Origin of the sequence: Janthinobacterium sp. PSRC1-1, assembly GCF_049897525.1 — a bacterium.
In the GTDB taxonomy this organism is placed as follows: domain Bacteria; phylum Pseudomonadota; class Gammaproteobacteria; order Burkholderiales; family Burkholderiaceae_D; genus Janthinobacterium; species Janthinobacterium tructae.
Window position 1 is genome coordinate 518,587 of record NZ_JAFCWK010000002.1, and the last position, 19,423, is coordinate 538,009.

17 protein-coding genes are annotated in these 19,423 nt (G+C 64.8%); 4 read left to right on the forward strand and 13 right to left on the reverse strand.

Going from position 1 to position 19,423, the window contains the following annotated elements:
* The first annotated feature begins 55 nt into the window (after positions 1-55).
* Complete coding sequence (locus tag ACP7DW_RS05995) at positions 56-1,276, forward strand: response regulator (protein WP_426054335.1); 1,221 nt, start codon at positions 56-58, stop codon at positions 1,274-1,276.
* On the opposite strand, the gene ACP7DW_RS06000 is transcribed toward ACP7DW_RS05995, so the two are convergent.
* From ACP7DW_RS06000 to ACP7DW_RS06060, 13 genes are all read right to left on the reverse strand, one after another.
* Positions 1,255-1,635 carry an immunity 22 family protein gene (locus ACP7DW_RS06000; protein ID WP_426054337.1) on the reverse strand — a complete coding sequence of 127 codons (381 nt, stop codon included), beginning with the start codon at positions 1,633-1,635 and terminating at the stop codon, positions 1,255-1,257. The genes ACP7DW_RS05995 and ACP7DW_RS06000 overlap by 22 nt on opposite strands.
* Positions 1,636-4,329, reverse strand: a complete 2,694-nt coding sequence (locus ACP7DW_RS06005; RefSeq protein ID WP_426054338.1) for a polysaccharide deacetylase family protein — start codon at positions 4,327-4,329, stop codon at positions 1,636-1,638.
* 124 nt (positions 4,330-4,453) lie between these two features.
* Complete coding sequence (gene hmgA, locus ACP7DW_RS06010) at positions 4,454-5,758, reverse strand: homogentisate 1,2-dioxygenase (protein ID WP_426054339.1); 1,305 nt, start codon at positions 5,756-5,758, stop codon at positions 4,454-4,456.
* Positions 5,755-5,940 (reverse strand): DUF2783 domain-containing protein, encoded by a 186-nt coding sequence (locus tag ACP7DW_RS06015; protein WP_096235651.1) that lies wholly within the window; start codon positions 5,938-5,940, stop codon positions 5,755-5,757. Before ACP7DW_RS06015 ends, hmgA begins: the two co-directional genes overlap by 4 nt.
* Positions 5,937-7,709, reverse strand: a complete 1,773-nt coding sequence (locus tag ACP7DW_RS06020; RefSeq protein WP_426054340.1) for an FAD-dependent oxidoreductase — start codon at positions 7,707-7,709, stop codon at positions 5,937-5,939. Before ACP7DW_RS06020 ends, ACP7DW_RS06015 begins: the two co-directional genes overlap by 4 nt.
* Positions 7,710-7,721: 12 nt before the next feature.
* Positions 7,722-9,074, reverse strand: a complete 1,353-nt coding sequence (locus tag ACP7DW_RS06025) for an MFS transporter (protein WP_426054341.1) — start codon at positions 9,072-9,074, stop codon at positions 7,722-7,724.
* A gap of 175 nt (positions 9,075-9,249) precedes the next feature.
* Positions 9,250-10,068: a helix-turn-helix domain-containing protein gene (locus ACP7DW_RS06030; protein ID WP_426054342.1), complete on the reverse strand. Its 819-nt coding sequence runs from the start codon at positions 10,066-10,068 to the stop codon at positions 9,250-9,252.
* Positions 10,069-10,086: 18 nt separating this feature from the next.
* Positions 10,087-10,596, reverse strand: coding sequence for a peptide-methionine (S)-S-oxide reductase MsrA (gene msrA, locus ACP7DW_RS06035; RefSeq protein WP_426054343.1), 510 nt, complete (start codon positions 10,594-10,596; stop codon positions 10,087-10,089).
* A 34-nt stretch (positions 10,597-10,630) separates the two neighbouring features.
* Complete coding sequence (locus tag ACP7DW_RS06040) at positions 10,631-11,998, reverse strand: MBL fold metallo-hydrolase (RefSeq protein WP_426054344.1); 1,368 nt, start codon at positions 11,996-11,998, stop codon at positions 10,631-10,633.
* A gap of 121 nt (positions 11,999-12,119) precedes the next feature.
* Complete coding sequence (gene hemB, locus ACP7DW_RS06045; protein ID WP_426054345.1) at positions 12,120-13,094, reverse strand: porphobilinogen synthase; 975 nt, start codon at positions 13,092-13,094, stop codon at positions 12,120-12,122.
* Between the two features lie 152 nt (positions 13,095-13,246).
* Positions 13,247-14,599 (reverse strand): sensor histidine kinase, encoded by a 1,353-nt coding sequence (locus tag ACP7DW_RS06050; protein WP_426054346.1) that lies wholly within the window; start codon positions 14,597-14,599, stop codon positions 13,247-13,249.
* Positions 14,592-15,278, reverse strand: coding sequence for a winged helix-turn-helix domain-containing protein (locus tag ACP7DW_RS06055; protein WP_152253375.1), 687 nt, complete (start codon positions 15,276-15,278; stop codon positions 14,592-14,594). The genes ACP7DW_RS06050 and ACP7DW_RS06055 overlap by 8 nt, the downstream gene beginning before the upstream one ends.
* Before the next feature lie 103 nt (positions 15,279-15,381).
* A complete protein-coding gene (locus ACP7DW_RS06060) occupies positions 15,382-15,723 on the reverse strand; it encodes a hypothetical protein (RefSeq protein ID WP_426054347.1) in 342 nt (113 codons plus the stop codon).
* A gap of 271 nt (positions 15,724-15,994) precedes the next feature.
* On the opposite strand from ACP7DW_RS06060, the gene ACP7DW_RS06065 reads away from it, so the two are divergent.
* From ACP7DW_RS06065 to ACP7DW_RS06075, 3 genes are all read left to right on the forward strand, one after another.
* Positions 15,995-16,765, forward strand: coding sequence for a DUF481 domain-containing protein (locus ACP7DW_RS06065; RefSeq protein ID WP_426054348.1), 771 nt, complete (start codon positions 15,995-15,997; stop codon positions 16,763-16,765).
* Positions 16,766-16,781: 16 nt separating this feature from the next.
* A complete protein-coding gene (locus ACP7DW_RS06070; protein ID WP_426054349.1) occupies positions 16,782-18,650 on the forward strand; it encodes an esterase/lipase family protein in 1,869 nt (622 codons plus the stop codon).
* Between the two features lie 124 nt (positions 18,651-18,774).
* Complete coding sequence (locus ACP7DW_RS06075) at positions 18,775-19,419, forward strand: hypothetical protein (protein ID WP_426054350.1); 645 nt, start codon at positions 18,775-18,777, stop codon at positions 19,417-19,419.
* Positions 19,420-19,423 lie beyond the last annotated feature (4 nt).

The following is a 19,423-nucleotide window of genomic DNA, read 5'->3' on the forward strand; positions in this document are numbered from 1 at the left end:
GGATATATACGCGGCAGGCTGGCTGACTGGATTCAGCTATTTTCAAGGAGCGAGCGTGGACCTGAGCGACAGCAGCGGCAAGCCGAGCAAAACCGCGACGGCGGCCGTGCGCAAGCGCGACGTGCTGCCGTATATCCTGCTGTTCATCTTGCTGGCGGGCTTGCTGGCCGTGCTGGCGGGCGCCCTGCTGCCGCCGTACTACCACGCCGTGCCGGCGATGCTGTGGAGCCTGGGCTTTTGCGTCAGCGGCATGCTGCTGGGCTTTTTGTTCGGCATCCCGCGCAGCCTGCCATCGGGCACCGTCAACGCCGCGCCGCCCGACGAGCGGACCAATGGCAAGAGCCGTACCACGGACGAGCCGCCGGCCGCGGCGGCCGATGCAGTGGCCAGCAGTACCCTGTTTTTGGGTACGCCCACGCCCATGGAAATCAATTCCAACCTGGTGGAAGTATCGGACTGGCTGACGAAAATCATCGTCGGCGTGGGTTTGATCGAGCTCAAAAGCCTGCCTGGCAGCGCGCGCAGCGTGGCCGCGTTCATCGCGCCCAGCCTGGCCGTCGATGCGCCCACGGCCATGGCGGTGGTGGGCGGCATCATGCTGTTCTTTTCCGTGCATGGTTTCCTGATCGGCTACCTGCTCACGCGCATTTACCTGTCCATCATGATCAAGCGCGCCGACAGCCTCGTCAAAAATGAATCCGTGCGCCTGGAAAGCGGCAAGGAAATCGAAGTGACGGAGCTGAGCCGTTTGCAGCAAAAGTCGCTCGAGGACATGCAGGAAGCCGTGACGCAGTTGCTGCTGGCCCATCCGCCCGACGAGGGCGCGGCAGTCACGGCCCTGGCCGGCGTGCCGGCGGCGAAAAAGCCCGCCAGCCTGGTGCTGTGGCTTGACGACCATCCGCGCAACAATACCTTGCTGGTGGAACAGCTGGAACGGGAAAATATCAAGGTCGAGCAGGCCGTGTCGATGCGGCAGGCGCTGGCCATGCTGCAGCAGAAGCACTATGCGCTGTTCATCACGGACATGGCCAGAGTGGAAAACGGCCGCAGGATCAAGGATGCGGGCGTGCACACGGTGCGCGAGGTACGGCAAGTGCAGCCGGAGCTGCCCATCATCGTGTATTGCAGCAAGGATACGGTCGCCAGCTACGGCACGGAAGCGGAAGCGGCCGGCGCCCGCGTCATCACCACCTCGGGCACCAGTTTGCTGGCGGCAATCAACAAGCTATTGCACGAGGGACGCGGGGATGGCGCTCAGCCACCGGCGCCGGCGTAGCTGCCCACGTAATGCAGCGAACTGCGCTGCGGGTGCGCCAGTTGATTTGGCGCAAACACGCACACGCTCGTGTCGGCCAGCACTCCCTGCGCCGCCGCGTCGGCGCAGGCCTGCGCCAGCCAGCTGTCGCCATACGACACGCCATCGAGCAACTGCGCCAGCGGCGCGGGCGACGCCAGCATGGCGCTCTCGACGCAGGCGGGCTCGTACTGCGTCAGGCCCGTTTCCAGGAAGAATGGCGACGGCACTTCATCGCCATCTTCCGTGTACGTGGGCGCCAGATAGGCCTGCAGCGCTTCACGGCTGGCGAAGCGGCCGCTGCAGGTGAAGACGTGAACCATGGGCAAAGTATTGGCCAACTATAGCTTCTCCATCTTTAGCCGCACGGCCGGCGCCGTCGAGGCCGTAGGCGCCAGTTCCAGATAGGTTTTGTACGCGGCCTTGGCCTTGGCCGCATCGCCCGCCTTGGCATACGCGTCGCCCAGGTTCAAATAGGCGATGGCGCGCGACGGGTCCATCCTGACCGTGTTTTCAAACCAGCGCGCCGCTTCGCGGTATTTTTCCTGCTTGTAGAAGACAAAGCCCAGGTTGTTGGCGGCCAGCGCGAAGTCGGGACGCAATTTCAGCGCTTCCGTAAATTGCGCTTCCGCCGCCGCATACTGTTTCTCCTTGTACAGCTGCAAGCCACGGTCGTTGGCCCGCTGCGCCAGCTGGCGCGTGGAGGTCGGCACGGCGCCCGGCGTGACGATCTTCTGTTCGCCGCCCTGCAAATCCTTCACCGTCACGCTGGCCGCTTGCGGCTTGGCGTCGAGCTTGCTGTTCAGGGCGATGGCTTCCGTCGACAGCTGCGTCGTGTTCGGGCTGAGGAATTCCGTTTCGCCCGGCAATTCAAAGACGAAATCGCCCCCTTCCGAGCCGGGCAAGCTGCCGAACGCGGGCGTCTGGTTCGAGACGCTGGAGACGGCCGGCGCCACGTAGGCCGCCAGTTCCGTGGCCGTAATCAAGCCGTCGCCGTTCAGGTCGCCCTTGCCCGCCAGGCCTTGCAGCAGGGTCCAGGTGAACACGGAGTGGCCGTTCGGCCCGCCATCGGCCACCAGCTGGTCGCCGCCGCCGGCCGTCAGCATTTGCCGGCCGATGCGCCTGGCGTTGTCGCGCAAAAACGAACTGGAACCGGCGCCACGGGTCAGGCCCAGGCCGCTGTAGCAGGCGTCCATGACGAAGAATGCGTGCTTGGCCGTCAAGGACTCCGCGATATTCTGGATTTCCGTCATCGGAATCGCATCCGTGGCGAATTGCGCCGGGTCGGAATCGACGGGCACGATGTAGCCCAGGTCGCGCCCGGAGCTGAGCTTGCGCGTGGCGCCGTGGCCGGCGAAAAAGACGAAGATGCGGTCATTCTTTTGCACGCCGCCATGCGCCAGCTTGTCGTGGAAGGCGGCCAGGATGTTGTTGCGCGTCGCTTCGCCATTTTTCAGGGTCACGACGCGTTCGGGCGCGAACGCGAATTTCTCGATCAGGGTTTCGCGGATGCCTTGCGCATCGCGCACCGCATATTGCAGTTTCGGCCACTTGGCGTAATCGTCGATGCCGATCACCACGGCCCAGGAATTGGCGTAGCCCGTGGTCACGGGCACTTTCTCGGGCACGGGCGCCGTGCTTTTTGCTACTTGGAAACTTGTGCCATCCCAGCCCGCGAATTGATAGCCTTCGGCGATCAGCTTGTCGAGCACGGCCGGCAAGGCTTTCACCGTGCGCTCGTGGATGTCGTGGAACAGGACGATGCCGCGCCCCGCCTTGTCGACGGAGGCCAGCACCCGGTTGGTGATCGAGCTGGGCACGGGGTCGGCCCAGTCCAGCGAATCGATATTCCACATCACGGATTTCAAATGGGCGTCGGCCAGCGCGGCCATGCCTTCGCTATTGCGCGCGCCATACGGAAAGCGGAACAGCGCGGCCCGCTCGGGGCTGATGGCTTTCAACAAGGTGTCGGTGCCGAGGATTTCACCTTTCAGCTTGTCGCCCGACTGCTTCGACAATTGTGCGTGGCTGAAACTGTGGTTGCCCACGGCATAGCCCTCTTTCATCAGCTTGCGGCTCACTTCCGCGCCCGCACCCAGCTTGGCGTGGCCTTCCGCGTCCAGGCTACCCAGGTTGCGGCCCACGTTGAAGAACACGGCCGGCACGCCATACTGTTTCAGGATGGCGCTGATCTCTTCCGTGTAGCGGCGGTGCGGGCCGTCGTCGAAGGTCAGCACGATGGTCTTCTTCGGCAAGCCCAGGCCGAAGATTTCCGCCTCGTCCTTCTTTGGCGCCGGCTTGGCTTCCGGGACGGAACCTGCTGGCGGTACCGCATATGGCACGACGATGCCGTTTTCCTTCAGAATCTGCTCGCGGCTGTAGAGCTTTTTCAGCTGCGCCACGTAATCGTCCCAGCGTTCGCGCTTGAGTTCAATGGACCGCTGGCCCAGGTTGCCGAAGATTTGCCGGATTTCCTTCTCGTAGTTGCGCTCGATCTCGCCCAGCGCATCGAGGTCTTCGGAAATACGCTTGTGCAGCTTGATCGCCGGCAAGGAAGAATCCTTGGCCACATCGGCCAGCATGCTTTGCAGCAATTCGCGGAAAGCCAGGCGGTCCGCGTCGTACAGACCGGGGTCCGATTCGATATACGTCAGTAGACTGTCGAGCGCTTCGAAGCGCCCCGGATTGGTCGGTGCCGTCAATTGATCCAGCGCAAGATCGAGCTTGGCGATGCGTTCCTGGTTGTCATGGAACAGCGCCTGCCCCACTTTACGCGCTTCGTCGCGCGCGCCTTCCGGCAAGCCTTGCTCGTCGGCCAGCAACACGATGATCTTGCGGAAATTGCCCAGCAAGTCGCGGAACTGGCTGGCCACGGCGGCCGTATCGACGGCGGATTGGGGCGCGGCGGCCGGAGTGCCCGAGGCGGGAGCGCCCGGCGTGGCGGTGGCGGCGGGACGGGTATAGGTATAAATGCCGGCCCCAGCGGCGAGGGCCACGACGACGGTGGCGGCGATCTTGATCGGCTTGGAAGTCACAGACTTGTTTTTCCCTTCAACTACGGAGTAAGGCGGCGCACGTGCGCCGACAGTTTCTTATTCCGTAATTGTAGAGCACGCCTGGCAAGTTGGGCCGTACGATTATTGCCAGGCAGCCAAAGGGTTACAACGGGTCCGGGGCGAACTGCTTGCGCAAGCCTTGCCAGCACGCGAAATAGTCGTTCTGCAGCAAGCCGCCGTCCAGCGCGAACGGCGTGGGCTTGAGGATGGTGCGCGTCTCGAACATGAAGGCCATGGTGTCGGCCACCTTCGCGGGCGCGGACGTGTCGCTGTGCGACGCCTTCTCGAAGGTTTGCGCATCGGGGCCGTGGCCGGACATACAGTTGTGCAAGCTGGCGCCGCCCGGCACGAAACCGGCCGCCTTGGCGTCGTACACGCCGTGGATCAGCCCCATGAATTCGCTGGCCACGTTGCGGTGGAACCACGGTGGCCTGAACGTGTGTTCGGCGGCCAGCCAGCGCGGCGGGAAGATGGCGAAGTCGATGGCGCCGAACAGGGGATTTTCGCCGGGCGCCTGCAGCACGAGGAAGATCGACGGGTCGGGATGGTCGTAGCTGATCGAGCCGATGGTGTTGAAGCGGCGCAAATCGTATTTATAGGGCGCGTAATTGCCATGCCACGCCACCACGTCCAGCGGTGAATGGTCGAGCGTCGTGCGCCACAGGTGGCCGCCGAACTTGGCCACCAGTTCGCATTCGCCATCGATATCTTCATACGCCGCGTGCGGCGTGAGGAAATCGCGGGCGTTCGCCAGTCCGTTCGAGCCGATGGGTCCCATGTCGGGCAATCGGAAGGCCGTGCCGAAGTTTTCGCACACATAGCCGCGCGCCTGGCCATCCGGCAGGGTCACGCGGAAGCGCACGCCGCGCGGAATCACGGCGATTTCCTGCGGTTCCAGTTCGATCAAGCCCAGTTCCGTGGCGATCGCCAGCCGCCCTTCCTGCGGCACCACCAGCAATTCGCCATCGGCCGAATAAAAGAAGCGCCGCATGGAACAGTTGGCCGCATACACGTGGATGGCGCAGCCGCTCATCGCTTCGGCGCTGCCATTGCCGGCCATGGTTTGCCAGCCGTCGATGAAGTCGACCGGCGTGCCGCTGTCGGGCAGCGGCAGCGGGTCCCAGCGCAGCTGGTTCGGCGGCGTGGGGGGCATGGCGTGGAAATCGCTGACGATGCGCGTGTTTTCAGCCAAGGTAAACGGCGGATGCTGGCTGGCGGGACGGATGCGGTACAGCCACGAACGCCGGTTCTGCGCGCGCGGCGCCGTGAAGGCCGTGCCCGACAATTGTTCCGCATACAGGCCCAGGGGCGAGCGCTGCGGCGAATTTTGCCCCTGCGGCAAGGCGCCGAGAACAGCTTCCGTGGCAAATTCGTTGCCGAAGCCGCTTTGGTAGCCGGCGCCTGTCATGCGCTCTCCGCCAGGCCATCGGCCGCGTCGCGCAGCAAGCCCTGCACCACGTCGGCCTTGCCGATGGCGCCCATGGCCAGCAAGGCGAAACGGGCCAGGAACAGCGGCGAGCGCTGTTCGCCCAGGCCGCCCATGGTGTGGCACAGCTCGGTGTAAAGATTGTCCAGTTCGATGTCGGTCATGCTGTCTCCTTAATAACTTTTACTGACCCGCTGCGCAAAGTGCTGGGGTCAGACCCGCCGGGGGTGCACGCCCCAATGGGGCGCGTACCGCTCCCGAAGGGACTGACCCCCGCTTTTGCCAGCGCCTCAAGCACCTGCCCCGCCCGCACTTGCCGCCAGCGCCCCAGCACGTGGCCATCGGGACGCACGAGGTAAAACGTGCCGGGCTGCGCGTCGAACAGCGAGCATACCTGCGCCGTGTGGTCCCAGGCGCCCCCTTGCGCCCCGCTGCGGGAAATCGCCACGGTATTCAACGGCAAGGTGTCGCCCAGCGCCAGCAGTTCGGCTGGCACGGCCCCATCCTCGCTGAAATACAGCCCCGTGAAATTGCCATCAGTACGGTTCACCAGATCGGTAATATACCCCGCTTTTTGCCCGCCGTTGTGCGGCAGCGCCAGCGGACACTCGGGCAAGACCGTGCCCGGCGCGGGGCCGGCGGCAAACGTGTCAAGCTCCGGCGCATTCAGGGCCGACTGCGCATACGCGATGGCGCTGGTCTGGCGCGGGTTGATCAGCGAGCGCACGTGCGCATGCTTGCCCGCCAGGCCCAGCACGGCCGTGCGCATCAACTCGAAGGCAAACGTGGGCGGCGCCATGAATTCCGTACTCTTCGTGCCGTGGCGCAGGTTTTCATGGGCCGCGTACACGCGCTCGTCCGAATAGCTGTCCAGCAAGGCCTGCGGCGCCTGGCCCTTGACCACATACGCGAGTTTCCAGGCCAGGTTGTCCGCGTCGTCAATGCCCGAGTTCGCGCCACGCACGCCGAAGATGGGCACCAGGTGGGCCGCATCGCCCGCGAACAGCACGGGACCATGCCGGTATTTGTCCAGGGTCAAGGCATTCGCCTTATAGATGGTGATCCACACGGGATGCCATGGCGCCGTTTCGCCCATCATGGCCAGCAGGCTGTCCACGCGGGGCGCCACGTTTTCCAGCAGCACGGCCGCCTGCGCATCCTCGTCGTCGCGCAGTTGATAGTCGATGCGCCAGATATCGTCGGGCTGCTTGTGCACCAGCACGGTCGAGCCGGGATTCGACGGCGGGTCGAAATACGCGAGGCGCTCCGTCGGACGCTCGCTCTTCAAGTGGATGTCGACGATCACATAGCGCCCTTCATAGCTGGTGCCTTGCAATTTGAGGCCCAGCGCCTCGCGCACGGCGCTGCGCCCGCCATCGGCCGCCACCAGCCAGTCCGCCTCGATTTTGTAGCTTGCATCGGGCGTGGCGACCGTGACCGTGGCGCCATCGGCGCGCCGCTCCACGTGTGTGACTTTCGTTTGCCAGCGGATATCGATCAATTCCGGCAGGCGTTCGGCTGCGTCGAGCAGGAATTGCTCGATATGGTATTGCGCCAGGTTGACCATCGGCGGCAGCTTCTGGTTCGCGTCTTGCGGCATCGTGAAGTGCAGCACTTCCGCGTCGCGGTAAAAGCTGCGTCCGCCCGCCCACGGCAAGCCCTTGGCTAAAAAGCCGTCGAGCGCGCCCAGCCGTTCGATGATTTCCAGGCTGCGCCGCGAGATGCAGATGGCGCGGCTGCCCGTGCAGACGCCATCGTCCGCTTCGATCAGCACCGAGCGCACGCCGTGGCGCGCCAGGCCCAGGGCCGTGGCCAGGCCCACAGGGCCGCCGCCGACGATGAGGACCGGGACGTGCTGGGTGCCGGCACCGGCCGGTTTGCCGGGTGGATACACCTTCGGCACATGGGGGTAAGGGTGAAACGTGTCGCGCATGATGGTCTCCTCTCAAGAATGTGTTTTGCCGCCGCGCTCGATGGGCAGGGTCAGCACGATGGCCGCGCCGACCACCAGCAGCACGCTGGCGTACAGCAAACCCGTGGCAAAGCTGTGCGTGACATCCTTCAGCCAGCCCACCACGACGGGGTTCAGGGCCGAGCCGATATTGCCCGTGGCATTGATGACGGCGATGCCGATGGCGCGCGCGCCCAGGCTCAGGGCCCGGTCCGGCGTGGTCCAGAAGACGGACATGGCGGTATAGGCGCCCGTCGAGGCCATGCACACGCCCAGCAGTTGCAGCACGGGGTTGCCGGCATAAGCGGTCAGCAGCCAGCCAAAGGCCGACAGCAGCATGGGCCAGACGATGTGCCAGCGGCGTTCCTGCAAGCGGTCCGAGCGGCGGCCCCAGGCAATCATGCCGATGACGGTGCACACTTGCGGAATGGCGGCCAGCAAACCGATCTGCGTGTTGCTGGCGTTGCCATTGAAACTTTTCACGATCAGCGGCGTCCACACGGCCACCATGGCCAGGGTGTTGACCAGGCAAAAATAGGCGATGCCGAATTTCAGCACGGTGGGCGAGCACATTTCCGCCAGCACGGAGGTCTGATGCTGCGCGGTGTGTGCTACGGCAGGCTTGTGCTCGGCCGCCAGCATGCGCGCCAGCACCTGCTGTTCCAGCTTGCCCAGCCAGTTCGCCTTGGCGGGCGAGTCGTCCAGGTAGCCATACACGGCCAGGCCCAGCAGGACGGAAGGCATGCCTTCGAGCAAGAACAGCCATTGCCAGCCCTTCAGACCCCAGTGGCCATCCAGGCCCAGGATCAGGCCCGACAGGGCCGAACCGATGGCGGCCGTGACGGGCATGGCGATCATGAACAGGGCGTTGGCGCGCGCCCGGTAGGCGCTGGGAAACCAGTAGGTCAGGTACAGCAGCATGCCGGGCAGGAAGCCCGCCTCCGTCACGCCGACCAGGAAGCGCAACGCATACAGGCTGGCCGGGCCGCTGGCGAACAGGGTCGCCGTCGAGGCCAGGCCCCAGGCGATCATCATGCTGCCGATCCACTTGCGCGCGCCGATGCGGGCCAGCACGATGTTGCTGGGGATGCTGCAGGCGATGTAGGCGATGTAAAACAGCGTGGTGGCAAAGCCGAACTGGGTACCGGACAGGCCCAGGTCTTGCATCATGGTCAGCCCGGCGAAGCCGATGTTGATGCGATCCAGAAAGGAAAACACGAACAGCAGGAACAAGAATCCCAGCAAATGGCGCGATACCTTGCGCATTACCTGCTGTTCCAGTTCGATGGTGGCCGCGTCAGGAACGGGCGCATGGGTGCCGGGGGCTGCCCCTTGGGTGATGGTCATGCTGGTCTCCATAAGGTGTCGCCCTCCCCTTGTTATTGTTCTTGGGTGAGAGCGGCCGGGTGATCCCGGCTTGCAACACAGTATGCAGACCTCGATGCCAGCGGCTGTCCCCATTTTGGGGACATTTTGCGGGCAAAACAGTCAGAAAGACGGAGCCATCCCTACGCCGAAGGGACTAGGCGGGTGCTGGCACCATGCACAGGGCGAACAACTGGCGCTGGCTGGAAATGCCCAGGCGCTTATAGGCGCGCTTCTGGTACGTGATCACGCTGGACGGCTGCACGCCCATGGTCTCGGCGATTTCGACGGCCGTGAGGCCTTCGAGCACGCAGCGCAACACGTCCAGTTCGCGCTTGCTCAAGGCGGGGCAATGCTGGCGCAGCCTTGCCAGCATCATCGGCGCGACACCTTGCGTGGCCTGGCCATTGACGCTGTAGTGGTGTTTGGCCGCATACGCGAACAGCGGCGAGAGGGTTTCGATGGCGGCCACTTCGCCGGGCTGGAACTGGCCCTGGCTGCTGTCGCGGTAAAAATTGACGGATAGCCAGATATCGCCGGCCGGCTGTACCAGCAGGGACAGCCGGTCCGACACATTCGGTCTTTGATAGCAGGTGGCGCGGTAGCCGGGATGGTCGATCTCGTCGCTGGCCTGCTGGTGCAGCACGATGGCGGGGTCCAGCTTCGGCCGGGCGGCGGGGGCGATCACGCTCTGGTTGCCATCGAGCGCATAGTAATGGCGCGCGTAGCTGTCGGCGATATCCTGCAAGAAACGCCCGCCGCGCCGGTCGGCCACGGCCACCGTACGGGGCCGGTTGCCGAATTCATACGCGAAGATCGTGCACTGGGCGATGGATGCGGCCGCGCCGGCCGTTTTCAGGATGGCGCCCGCCATGGCGTTGACGTCGGCATGGCCGATGGCGGCCAGCAGATCGAGCGCGCGCCCCAGGTCCAACTGGCCTTCCGCCTGCCGCCGCTCCACCCGCCAGTAACGCATGGCCGTCTCCCGTGATGCTTATGGTTGACGCTGCGGCAAGACCCAGTCCGGCCGGATGTAGTGGCAGGTGTAGCCGTGCGGCAAGCGCTGCAGATAATCCTGGTGCTCCGCTTCCGCTTCCCAGAACGGGCCGGCCGGCGCCACTTCGGTCACCACCTTGCCTGGCCACAGGCCGGAGGCGTCGACGTCGCGGATGGTGTCTTCGGCGACCCGTTTTTGCTCGTCGCTGGTGTAAAAGATGGCCGAACGGTAGCTGGTGCCGCGGTCATTGCCCTGACGGTCCGGCGTGCTGGGGTCGTGGATCTGGAAGAACAATTCCAGGATCTTGCGGTAGCTGATGGTGTTCGGGTCGAAGATGATCTCGATCGCTTCCGCATGCGTGCCATGGTTGCGGTAGGTGGCATTGGCCACGTCGCCGCCGCTGTAGCCCACGCGCGTGGCGAGCACGCCCGGATAGCGGCGCAGCAAGTCTTGCACGCCCCAGAAGCAGCCGCCGGCCAGGATCGCGGTCTCGTTGTCGTGTGCCATGGTGTCTTTCCCGTTGTAGTCAGAAGCAGCTATCTTACCGCGTCGCGCCATTTCCTTCAGGCCGCGCCAAAAGGCGCTTGAGCTGCGCCGCCTGGTAGGCGCCGATGGCGTCGTTGAACAGGCAGCGGATCAAGGGGTCGTCGACGATGTCGGCCTCTTCCAGTCCTGCCCGCGTGGCCGCATCGAAAGGGCCGTCGTTGATGCGCATGTACATCGAGGTCAGCGATTCACCGAGCGCCAGCGCCGCATGGCATTTCACCAGCGGCACTTCCGTCGTCCAGTCGGGCGCCTCGCCCGTGTCGGGCACCAGGTCGATCAAGTCGCCATGCGTGCGGTAATGCAGGACCGTGGCCGCGCCGTCATGGCCATACAGCGACAGGCGCCACAGGCGAGGGCTTTGGAAATAACTGTCTTCGGGCAGCTCCATGTCGCGGTAGCGTTCGAGCAAGCCATGCTGGCAAAAATCGAACACCAGCGCCGCATCGGCGTCGATCAAGGGCGCGAAACGCCGGGCGATGTCGGCGGTCGCGGGCGCAAGCGCATCGGGGCGGTAGTCGAAATCCACATCCTGCGGGCCCACGGGGATGACCCAGGGCAAGGGTTCGGCGCTGCTCACGCCGTGCGCGTCGAGCAGCACGGCCGTGGAAGGATCGAGGCGGAAGATGTGCGCCTCCGGCAGCGCGGCGCCGATTTCATCGGCAAAGCGGCGGTAGGTAATCGGGAACATCGCGTGGTTGTACCAGGACCAGTCTTCCTGCACGAACTGGCAAGAGCTGGGCACGAGGTAACGGGGCGCCAGCGCGCGCAGCTGGGCAATCCAGTCGTCGGGAAGCTCGACTGGCCCCCGCACTGCCTGCGACGGCGCGATGACGGCGATCTCGCGCATGGTCTGAAATGGCCACAGCACCAGGTCCCACGGCGCGAAGGCGGCCAGCTGCGCCAACGTCTCGGGGCCGATCCAGGAATCGACGACGTTGAGCACATTCAGGCCGGCGGCGCGCACCTGGAACAGCGAGTCGACATCGTCATCGAGCGCGCGGCGCGGGATCACCTCGATGGCGCCCACGCGCACGGGCACATCGACGTGCAGGCGCTCGACGGACGTAAAACCCAGCGCGCGTATCATCGCGAACAGTTCGTCGAAGACGCAGTACAGGTAGATGGGCGTGGCGCGGTCGAGCGCATCGAGGCTGTCGAGCGAGCAGTGGTCATCGTGGAAGTGCGAGATGAAGACGGCATCCCAGCGCAGCCGGCGCACGGCATCGAGGTCGAAGCGCACGGGAGGAAACGCGTGGCAGTTACGGCTGAACGGGTTTTCGACGATGGGATCGAAGGCGATGGCCGTGCCTTCGCATTCGAAGACATAGCCGGCGTGCAGGATGCGGGAGATTTTCAGGGGCATGGATAAGCTAAATAAACCCAACGGCAAATTCCGGGGTCAGACGGGGACGCCGAGTCCCGCCGGGTCTGACCCCAGCTCTTGCTTTGGGGTTGAAAACAAGCACTAACTTGATGGGAAATGTTTAATACGGATTATTCAGCACATCCATCGCGAAATACGTAAAGATCATGTCCGCGCCCGCGCGCTTGATGGCGCCCAGGGTTTCCTGCACCACGCGGCGCTCGTCGATGGCGCCCGCCTGGGCGGCGAACTTGATCATCGCGTATTCGCCGCTGACCTGGTAGGCGCCGATCGGCAAGCGCGTCACTTCGCGCAGGTCGCGGATGATGTCCAGGTAGGCGCCAGCCGGTTTCACCATCAGCGCGTCGGCGCCTTCGGCTTCGTCGATCAGCGACTCGCGGATCGCTTCGCGGCGGTTCATCGGGTCCATCTGGTAGGTTTTGCGGTCACCCTTCAGGGTGCTGCCGGCCGCGTCGCGGAACGGGCCGTACAGGCCGGAGGCGAATTTGGTCGAATACGCCATCACGGGCGTGTCGTGGAAGCCGGCCGCGTCCAGCGCCGCGCGGATGGCCGCCACTTGGCCATCCATCGCGGCCGATGGCGCGATGATGTCGGCGCCCGCCTGAGCCGCGATGACGGCCTGCTTGCCCAGGTTCAGCACCGTGCTGTCATTGTCAACCGTGTCGCCATGCAGGATGCCGCAATGGCCGTGGTCCGTGTATTCGCAGAAGCAGGTGTCGGACATGACCACCATTTCCGGCACGGCGTCCTTGATGATGCGCGACATGCGCGCCACCAGGCCGTCCGGATTCAGGGTGTCCGTGCCGTGACTGTCCTTGTGGTGCGAAATGCCGAAGGTCATGACGGAGCGCAGACCGGCGCGCGCATAGCGTTCGACTTCCTGCGCCAGCTTCGCTTCGGGAATGCGGCGCACGCCAGGCATGGACTTGATGTCGATGAAATCGCTGGAACCTTCGTCGACGAAGATCGGCAGGACCAGGTCGCGCGGATTGATCTCGGTCTCGCGGAACAGCTCGCGCAGTTGCGGTGTCGCGCGCAGGCGGCGCATGCGCGAAGTGGGGAATTGTGCTGGCATGGGATGACTGGCTTCAGGTTGAGAACGCCGACAAGTATACGCCGATCGCGCCGCTTGCGCCGGGCCGTGCGGCAAAAAAGCCGCGCAGGTCAAAAAATGCCGTCGGGTGCAACGAAGGGCCTTACCAGTTGGTAATGTACCGCTTAGCCGCGCTAGCGCAGCAGCCGCACGCGCAGGCGCAAGCCCGGCGCGGCATCCTCGATGTCCAGGCTGCCGCCGTGCAGGGCCGCGATGGCCGCCACGATGGACAGGCCCAGGCCATTGCCGGGCAAATGGCGGCTCTTGTCGAGCCGGTAAAAACGCTGCGTCAGCTTTGGCAACTCGTCCCTGGGCACGCCGGGGCCGTTGTCGCGCACGGCCAGCCAGCGGCCCTGTTCATCGCTGCCGGCCGACACTTCCACCGTGGCGCCCGGCCCAGCATACTTGATGGCGTTGTCGACCAGGCTGGCCAGCGCGCTGCCCAGCAGGTTGCGGTCGCCGCGCGCCGGCACGCCCTCGCCAACCATCTGCACCAGCAGCACGCCCTGCTCGTCGGCCGTCGCTTCGTACATTTCCACGATGTCGGCGCCGATCTGGTGCAGGTCGACGTCGTCGAAATTCTCCGGGCGCATGCCCGATTCGGCCGCCGCGATCTGCAGCAGCTTGTCGAACACGCGCGTCAGGTCGTCGATATCGTCGATGGCCGCCTGCGCCGCGCTCGCGTAGCCGGCCACGCCCGGCTGCTGGCGCAAGGCGCCATCGAGCTTGTTGCGGATGCGGCCCAGCGGCGTACGCAAATCGTGCGCGATGGCGTTCGAGACGTGGCGCACGCCTTCCATCAGGTGTTCGATGCGGTCGAGCATGCGGTTGATGTCGCGGCTCAGCAAGCCGAATTCATCCTCGCTGGCGACAGGAATACGACGGCTCAGGTCGCCCGCCTCGATTTCCCCCGCCGTGCGGCGGATCTGCCCGATGCGCGCCTCGAGCTGGCGGCGGAACAGCCACGCGCCCGCCACCACCAGCAGGATGGCCACCGCGCCGCCATAGGCCAGCGAGCGCAGCACCAGGGTGCGAATCGACTTGCCCTCTTCCATGTCGCGTCCGACGAACAGGCGCGCGCCGCCCGCCAGGTCGCGGATCAGCATGCGCGCGGGCACCCTGCGCCCTTCGCGCGTGACGTCGCGGTGCAGCAAGCGGCCCACGGGACTGGCCACGTCGGGCCAGGACGACAGATTGCCCGCCACGCGGCGGCCATCGGCGTCCACCAGCAGGAAGATCTCCGTGTCGCTGTCGGTGCGGTCGGTGAGCAGATGGGCGATTTCCGCCGTCGTGCGGCTGCTGCCCGCCTGCTGGTACAGCGCGGCGAGGCGCTCCGAGAGCAGGGTCAGCTTGCGGTCCACGCTGCGATCGAGCACGCCGATGGTGCCGAAATAGAAGACGGCGCAGACGATGCTGATCGAGACGACCACCAGCACGCCATAGCCGAGCGCCAGGCGGGCCGCGATCGAGCGGTGCAGATTACGCACCGTCGAGCACGCCCAGCGTATAGCCGACGCCGCGCACCGTGTGGATCAGCGGCGGTGAAAACTCCTTGTCCACCTTGGTGCGCAAGCGGCTCACCTGCACATCGATGACGTTCGTCTGCGGGTCGAAATGGTAGTCCCACACGGCTTCGAGCAGCATGGCGCGCGTGACGGACTGGCCCTGGTGGCGCATCAGGTATTCCAGCAGGCGAAATTCGCGCGGCTGCAGGGCGATTTGCCGGTTGGCGCGCGTCACGCGCATGGTGCGCATGTCGAGCACCAGGTCGGCCACCTGCAGCTGCGTCGCTTCGGGCACGGGCGCGGCGCGCCGCAGCAGCGCCTCGATGCGCGCCAGCAGTTCGGCGATGGCGAACGGCTTTGACAGGTAATCGTCGCCGCCGCTGCGCAAGCCGCGCACGCGCTCGTCGACGCTGGACAGGGCCGACAGCACCAGCACGGGCGTGTTGCGACCCATGCCGCGCAGGCGCGCGACGATGGCCAGGCCGTCGATCTCGCCGGGCAGCAGGCGGTCGAGCACCAGGGCATCCCAGTCTTCGCCACAGGCCAGACGCATGCCGTCGATGCCATTGTCGCAGGCGGTGACGTCGTGGCCCGCCTCGCGCAGGCCGGCACAGATATAGCGGGAAGTTTCGGCTTCGTCTTCGATGACCAGGCAGCGCACGGGAGATTCCTTGTAAAGATCAGGCAGCAAACAGGCGCAGCATACGCCAGGCGCGCGCCACTTGCCAGCCCCGTCGCGCAGGTGCCGCCCCGCGGCTAGCCGCCTAGTTGCATTTTCCGCGCAGCTTGGCAATCGCCACGAAGGGCAAGGCATACACGCCACCGATGGCGAGCGGGCCGATGCCGGTGGGCTGACGCTTCAAGCCGTCGGGGTGCAGGCAGTCGGGCACCTTCGCTTCGGCAAAGGCGGCGGCAAACTGCTCGTACTTTCTGTCGGCGCGTATCGTCACCTGCTGCATGGCTGGCTGCGGCAGAGCGTCGCGCACCTGCGCCTCTTCCGCCAGCACGGCGCGCACGGCCTCGCGTATCGTCGCTTGCGTCAGCGGCGGTACTGGCGCGGGCGGCTGCGCCAAGGTCTGCGCGGCCACGCACGAACATAGCAACACAGCAAGATTCCTAACAGTTTTCATGGTCGATGCGAGCACATGGCAGGTTGGCAAGATTGCCCTGACTATAGCAGTTTTCAGACATGCCGCCGCGTGCGGCGGGCGAGGCAAGGGTCGGGTACAATACAGCCTCGACAATGTTTGGCCGCGCCCGCGCGCGCACGTACGCATGTTTTTATCTGCGCCGCCCCGATTGCTGCGGCCTGCATCGACACCACCGCCACTAACGAACCGCAGGCGCGCCCGGCGCGCGCCATAGACAAATACAGCCATGAAATCGACCCACTCTCTCGCGCTGGCCATGGCCATCACCTGCGGCAGCGCCGCCGCCGCAGACGTAAAACAAACCATGCTGTTCGATGAAATTCCCATCGGCAGCTGGAGCACCTCCGCCGAACTGGGCGCCATCACCACCTCGGGCAATACGGTCGGCACCTCGGTGACGGGCAAGATCGACGCGCGCCAGGAACTCGATGACTGGAGCAACCAGTACATCTTCAGCGGCTACTTCAAGGAAGATGAAACGACGAACGACGACGGGCAGAAAGTGCGCGAGCGCTCGGCCGAACGCTTTTCCGCTTCCGCCAAGGCCGCCTACAAACTGATGGCCGATCATGAAAAACTGTTCGTGCTGGCCTCGCACGTGAACGACAAGTTCGGCGCCTATACCAAGTACTCGACCCTGGCCGTCGGTCATGGCTCGCGCTGGTACCAGTCGAGCGACAAGAGCGTCGACGTGGAATTCGGTCCTGGCTATTTCAGCGGCACCAACGACGCGGGCGAATCGGAGCACGGCCTGACGGTGCGCGGCGCGGCCGCCATGAAGTGGAAGATCAGCCAGTCAGCGATGTTTTCACAGACGCTCAGCGTCGAACGTGGTACGTCGAACACCCACTCCATCGCCGAAACGTCCCTCAGTACGAAGATCAACGGCACCATGCAGATGAAAGCCGCCTTCAGCGCCCGCAACGACACGCGCGTACCGGACGACAAGAAGAACACGGATACGCAGACGTCGCTGACCCTGGTCTATTCGTTCTGAGATGCCGGCCACGCTGATGCGGCGACTGCGCCTGGCTGCCCTGCTGTGCGCCGCGGCGCTGCTGAGCGGCTGCGCCGCCGTCACCGTCAGCGCGATTTCCCCGGCCGACTACCTGCAGCAGCGGCGCGGCGACATCCTCACCACGGGTAAATTGAGCGCCGCGGCCAGCGAAGTGCTGCGCATTATCGGCAGCGACATCGCCGCCTGCGAAACCAATACGGGCAGCTGCCGCGCCGACCTGGCCCGCTCCGAACTGCTCAGCGACGAGCAGCGCCTGGCGACGCTGTCCGAACTGTGGCTGGAGAGCGCACTGGCGGAAGAGAAGCAAGGTGGCCATGCCAGCGCCGAATTGCTGGCCGCCTGGCTCGAATCGGCCCGCTACGCCTACGCCTACCTGTTCTACACGACGCGCACGCCGGGCCAGCGCGCCTTCGAGGAACGCCAGACGCAAATCCGCGACTACTATAACTATGCCGTGCAAAAGGCCGTCGGCAACCTGTTCCGCCACCATGGCGAATACCGCCCTGACGGCCATGTGATCCGCGTCGCCGGCTGGCAGATCGACAGCGAATTGTCGGCCCTGCGCCTGCCCGAGGACGGCACCCTGCCCGAAGAATTGCTGCCGGCCACCTCGCTGTCGTTTTCCGGCCTGCGCAATGTGTACCGGCGCGACGGCTTCGGCGCCGACCTGGTCGCCGTCATGCCCAGGCCAGGCGCATCGCAAGGCGAGTATGTGCCGTACCAGGAAACCCGCTTCCCCGTCGTCACGGCGCTGATCCGCTTCGACGGCAACAGCCTGCAAGAGGTATTGGCCACGCAGCAGTTGATGGTGATGCTGGTCGATCCGACGCGCAGCGAATCGACGCGCATGGCAGGCCAGGAATTGCCCGTGGCGGCCAACTTCACGGCCGGCTATGGCCTGTGGCTGGCCCGTTCCGGCTTCGGCGTGCAGGCGCTGCGCACCCTGTTCGGCCGCGCCGATGGCATCTCGCGCCCGCAGGTGCACCTGATGCAGCCCTACGACCCGAACAAGCGCACCATCGTCATGCTGCACGGCCTGGCCAGCAGTCCGGAAGCGTGGATCAATGTGGCGAATGAATTGATGGGCGACGAGCAGCTGCGGCGCCGCTACCAGATCTGGCAGGTGTACTACCCGAGCAATGCGCCGCTGGCCGCCAACAACGTGGCCATCCGCCAGGCGCTGGCCGCCACGCTGGCGCATTTCGACCCTTCGACCAAGGCGGATGCGGCGAACGACATGGTGTTGATCGGCCACAGCATGGGCGGCGTGCTGGCGCGCCTGATGGTGTCCGACGCCAGCAACACCCTGCTCGACGCCATCACGGAAGAATACCATTTGAAGGGCAAGAAGGCGGAAAAAGTACGCGCCGGACTGGCGCCCTACCTCAATTTCACGGCCATGCCGCAGGTCAACCGCGCCATCTTCATCGCCGCACCGCACCGCGGCACCTCGTTCGCCAACCACAAGGTGGCGCGCTGGATCGCCAACCTCGTCACCCTGCCCATCAACATGCTCGAGCAACTGTCGGACGCGGCCGGCAGCCTGGCGCAGCTCGACACGGGCAGCAGCGAGCCGCTGCGCATCCCCAACAGCATCGACAACCTCAGCGACAAGGACCCGTTCGTGCGCCTGGTGGCGGACCTGCCGATCAGCCCCAAAGTGCGCTACTACTCCATCATGGGCAACGACACGCCGGACCTGCCGCTGGCCGAATCGAGCGACGGCGTGGTGCCCTACGCCAGCGCCCACCTCGACGGCGCCCTGTCGGAAAAAGTCATCCCTTCGTGGCACAGCGTGCAGGAAAGCCCACAAGCGATTCTGGAGATACGGCGGATTTTGCGTCTGCCTGACACTTTGCCTTAAGGCACTTGGCATGCTCCCCGCATGGCCTAACGCTGGATAAGAAAGTTGCGTCGCATGATAAAGTTGCGAAACATGAGAATCTTGTATATGATGTTCTTTACCACGCTACTGTAAAGGATTCATCATGACAGCGCATCTGCATCACGATACTCTGGCGCCCGAGCGTCAGGCCTTAACAGATAGCGACCTGCGGGTGGTGGAACAATTCTCGCAGCTCGTGACCGCACAGCTCGACATACTGGCGCAAGGGCCCGAGCGCCAGCGCCTGATCGACGTGGCCACGCGCGCACTCCATCAGGCGCGCGCCTCGCTGGGCGCCGCGCCGTCAAGCATACCGCTCCAGCTTCCCGTGTCAAAACTCAAGGTATCCGATGTCATTGGACAAGGATGGGTGGAACTGTCGCAGGCGTCCCTGTATCGCGCAGTGGAAAGCAGGCGGTTTTATTGCGTGACACCCAAGGGGCGCAGCATCGGCAAGGAGTTTCCAGCCTGGCAATTTATCCAGCCGGTGCCGGAACTGATTGGGCCGGTACTGGCCGTCCTTTCCGACCAGCCGACTAGTGAAATCCATGCCTTCTGGGTCAGCAGTGTCGACGAATTTAACGAACTGTCGCCGGCAGAGATGCTTGCAGGCAAATCATTCGAGACTCGGGCCGGGGTACATCCCAGTCAGCAAGCGCTGCTGGATCTGCCTGCAAACGAGAGATTGCGCAAGGTGCTGGCGGCGGCCAAGTGGCAACATAGGGGCATGGCCGACATCGTAGGCTAGCTTC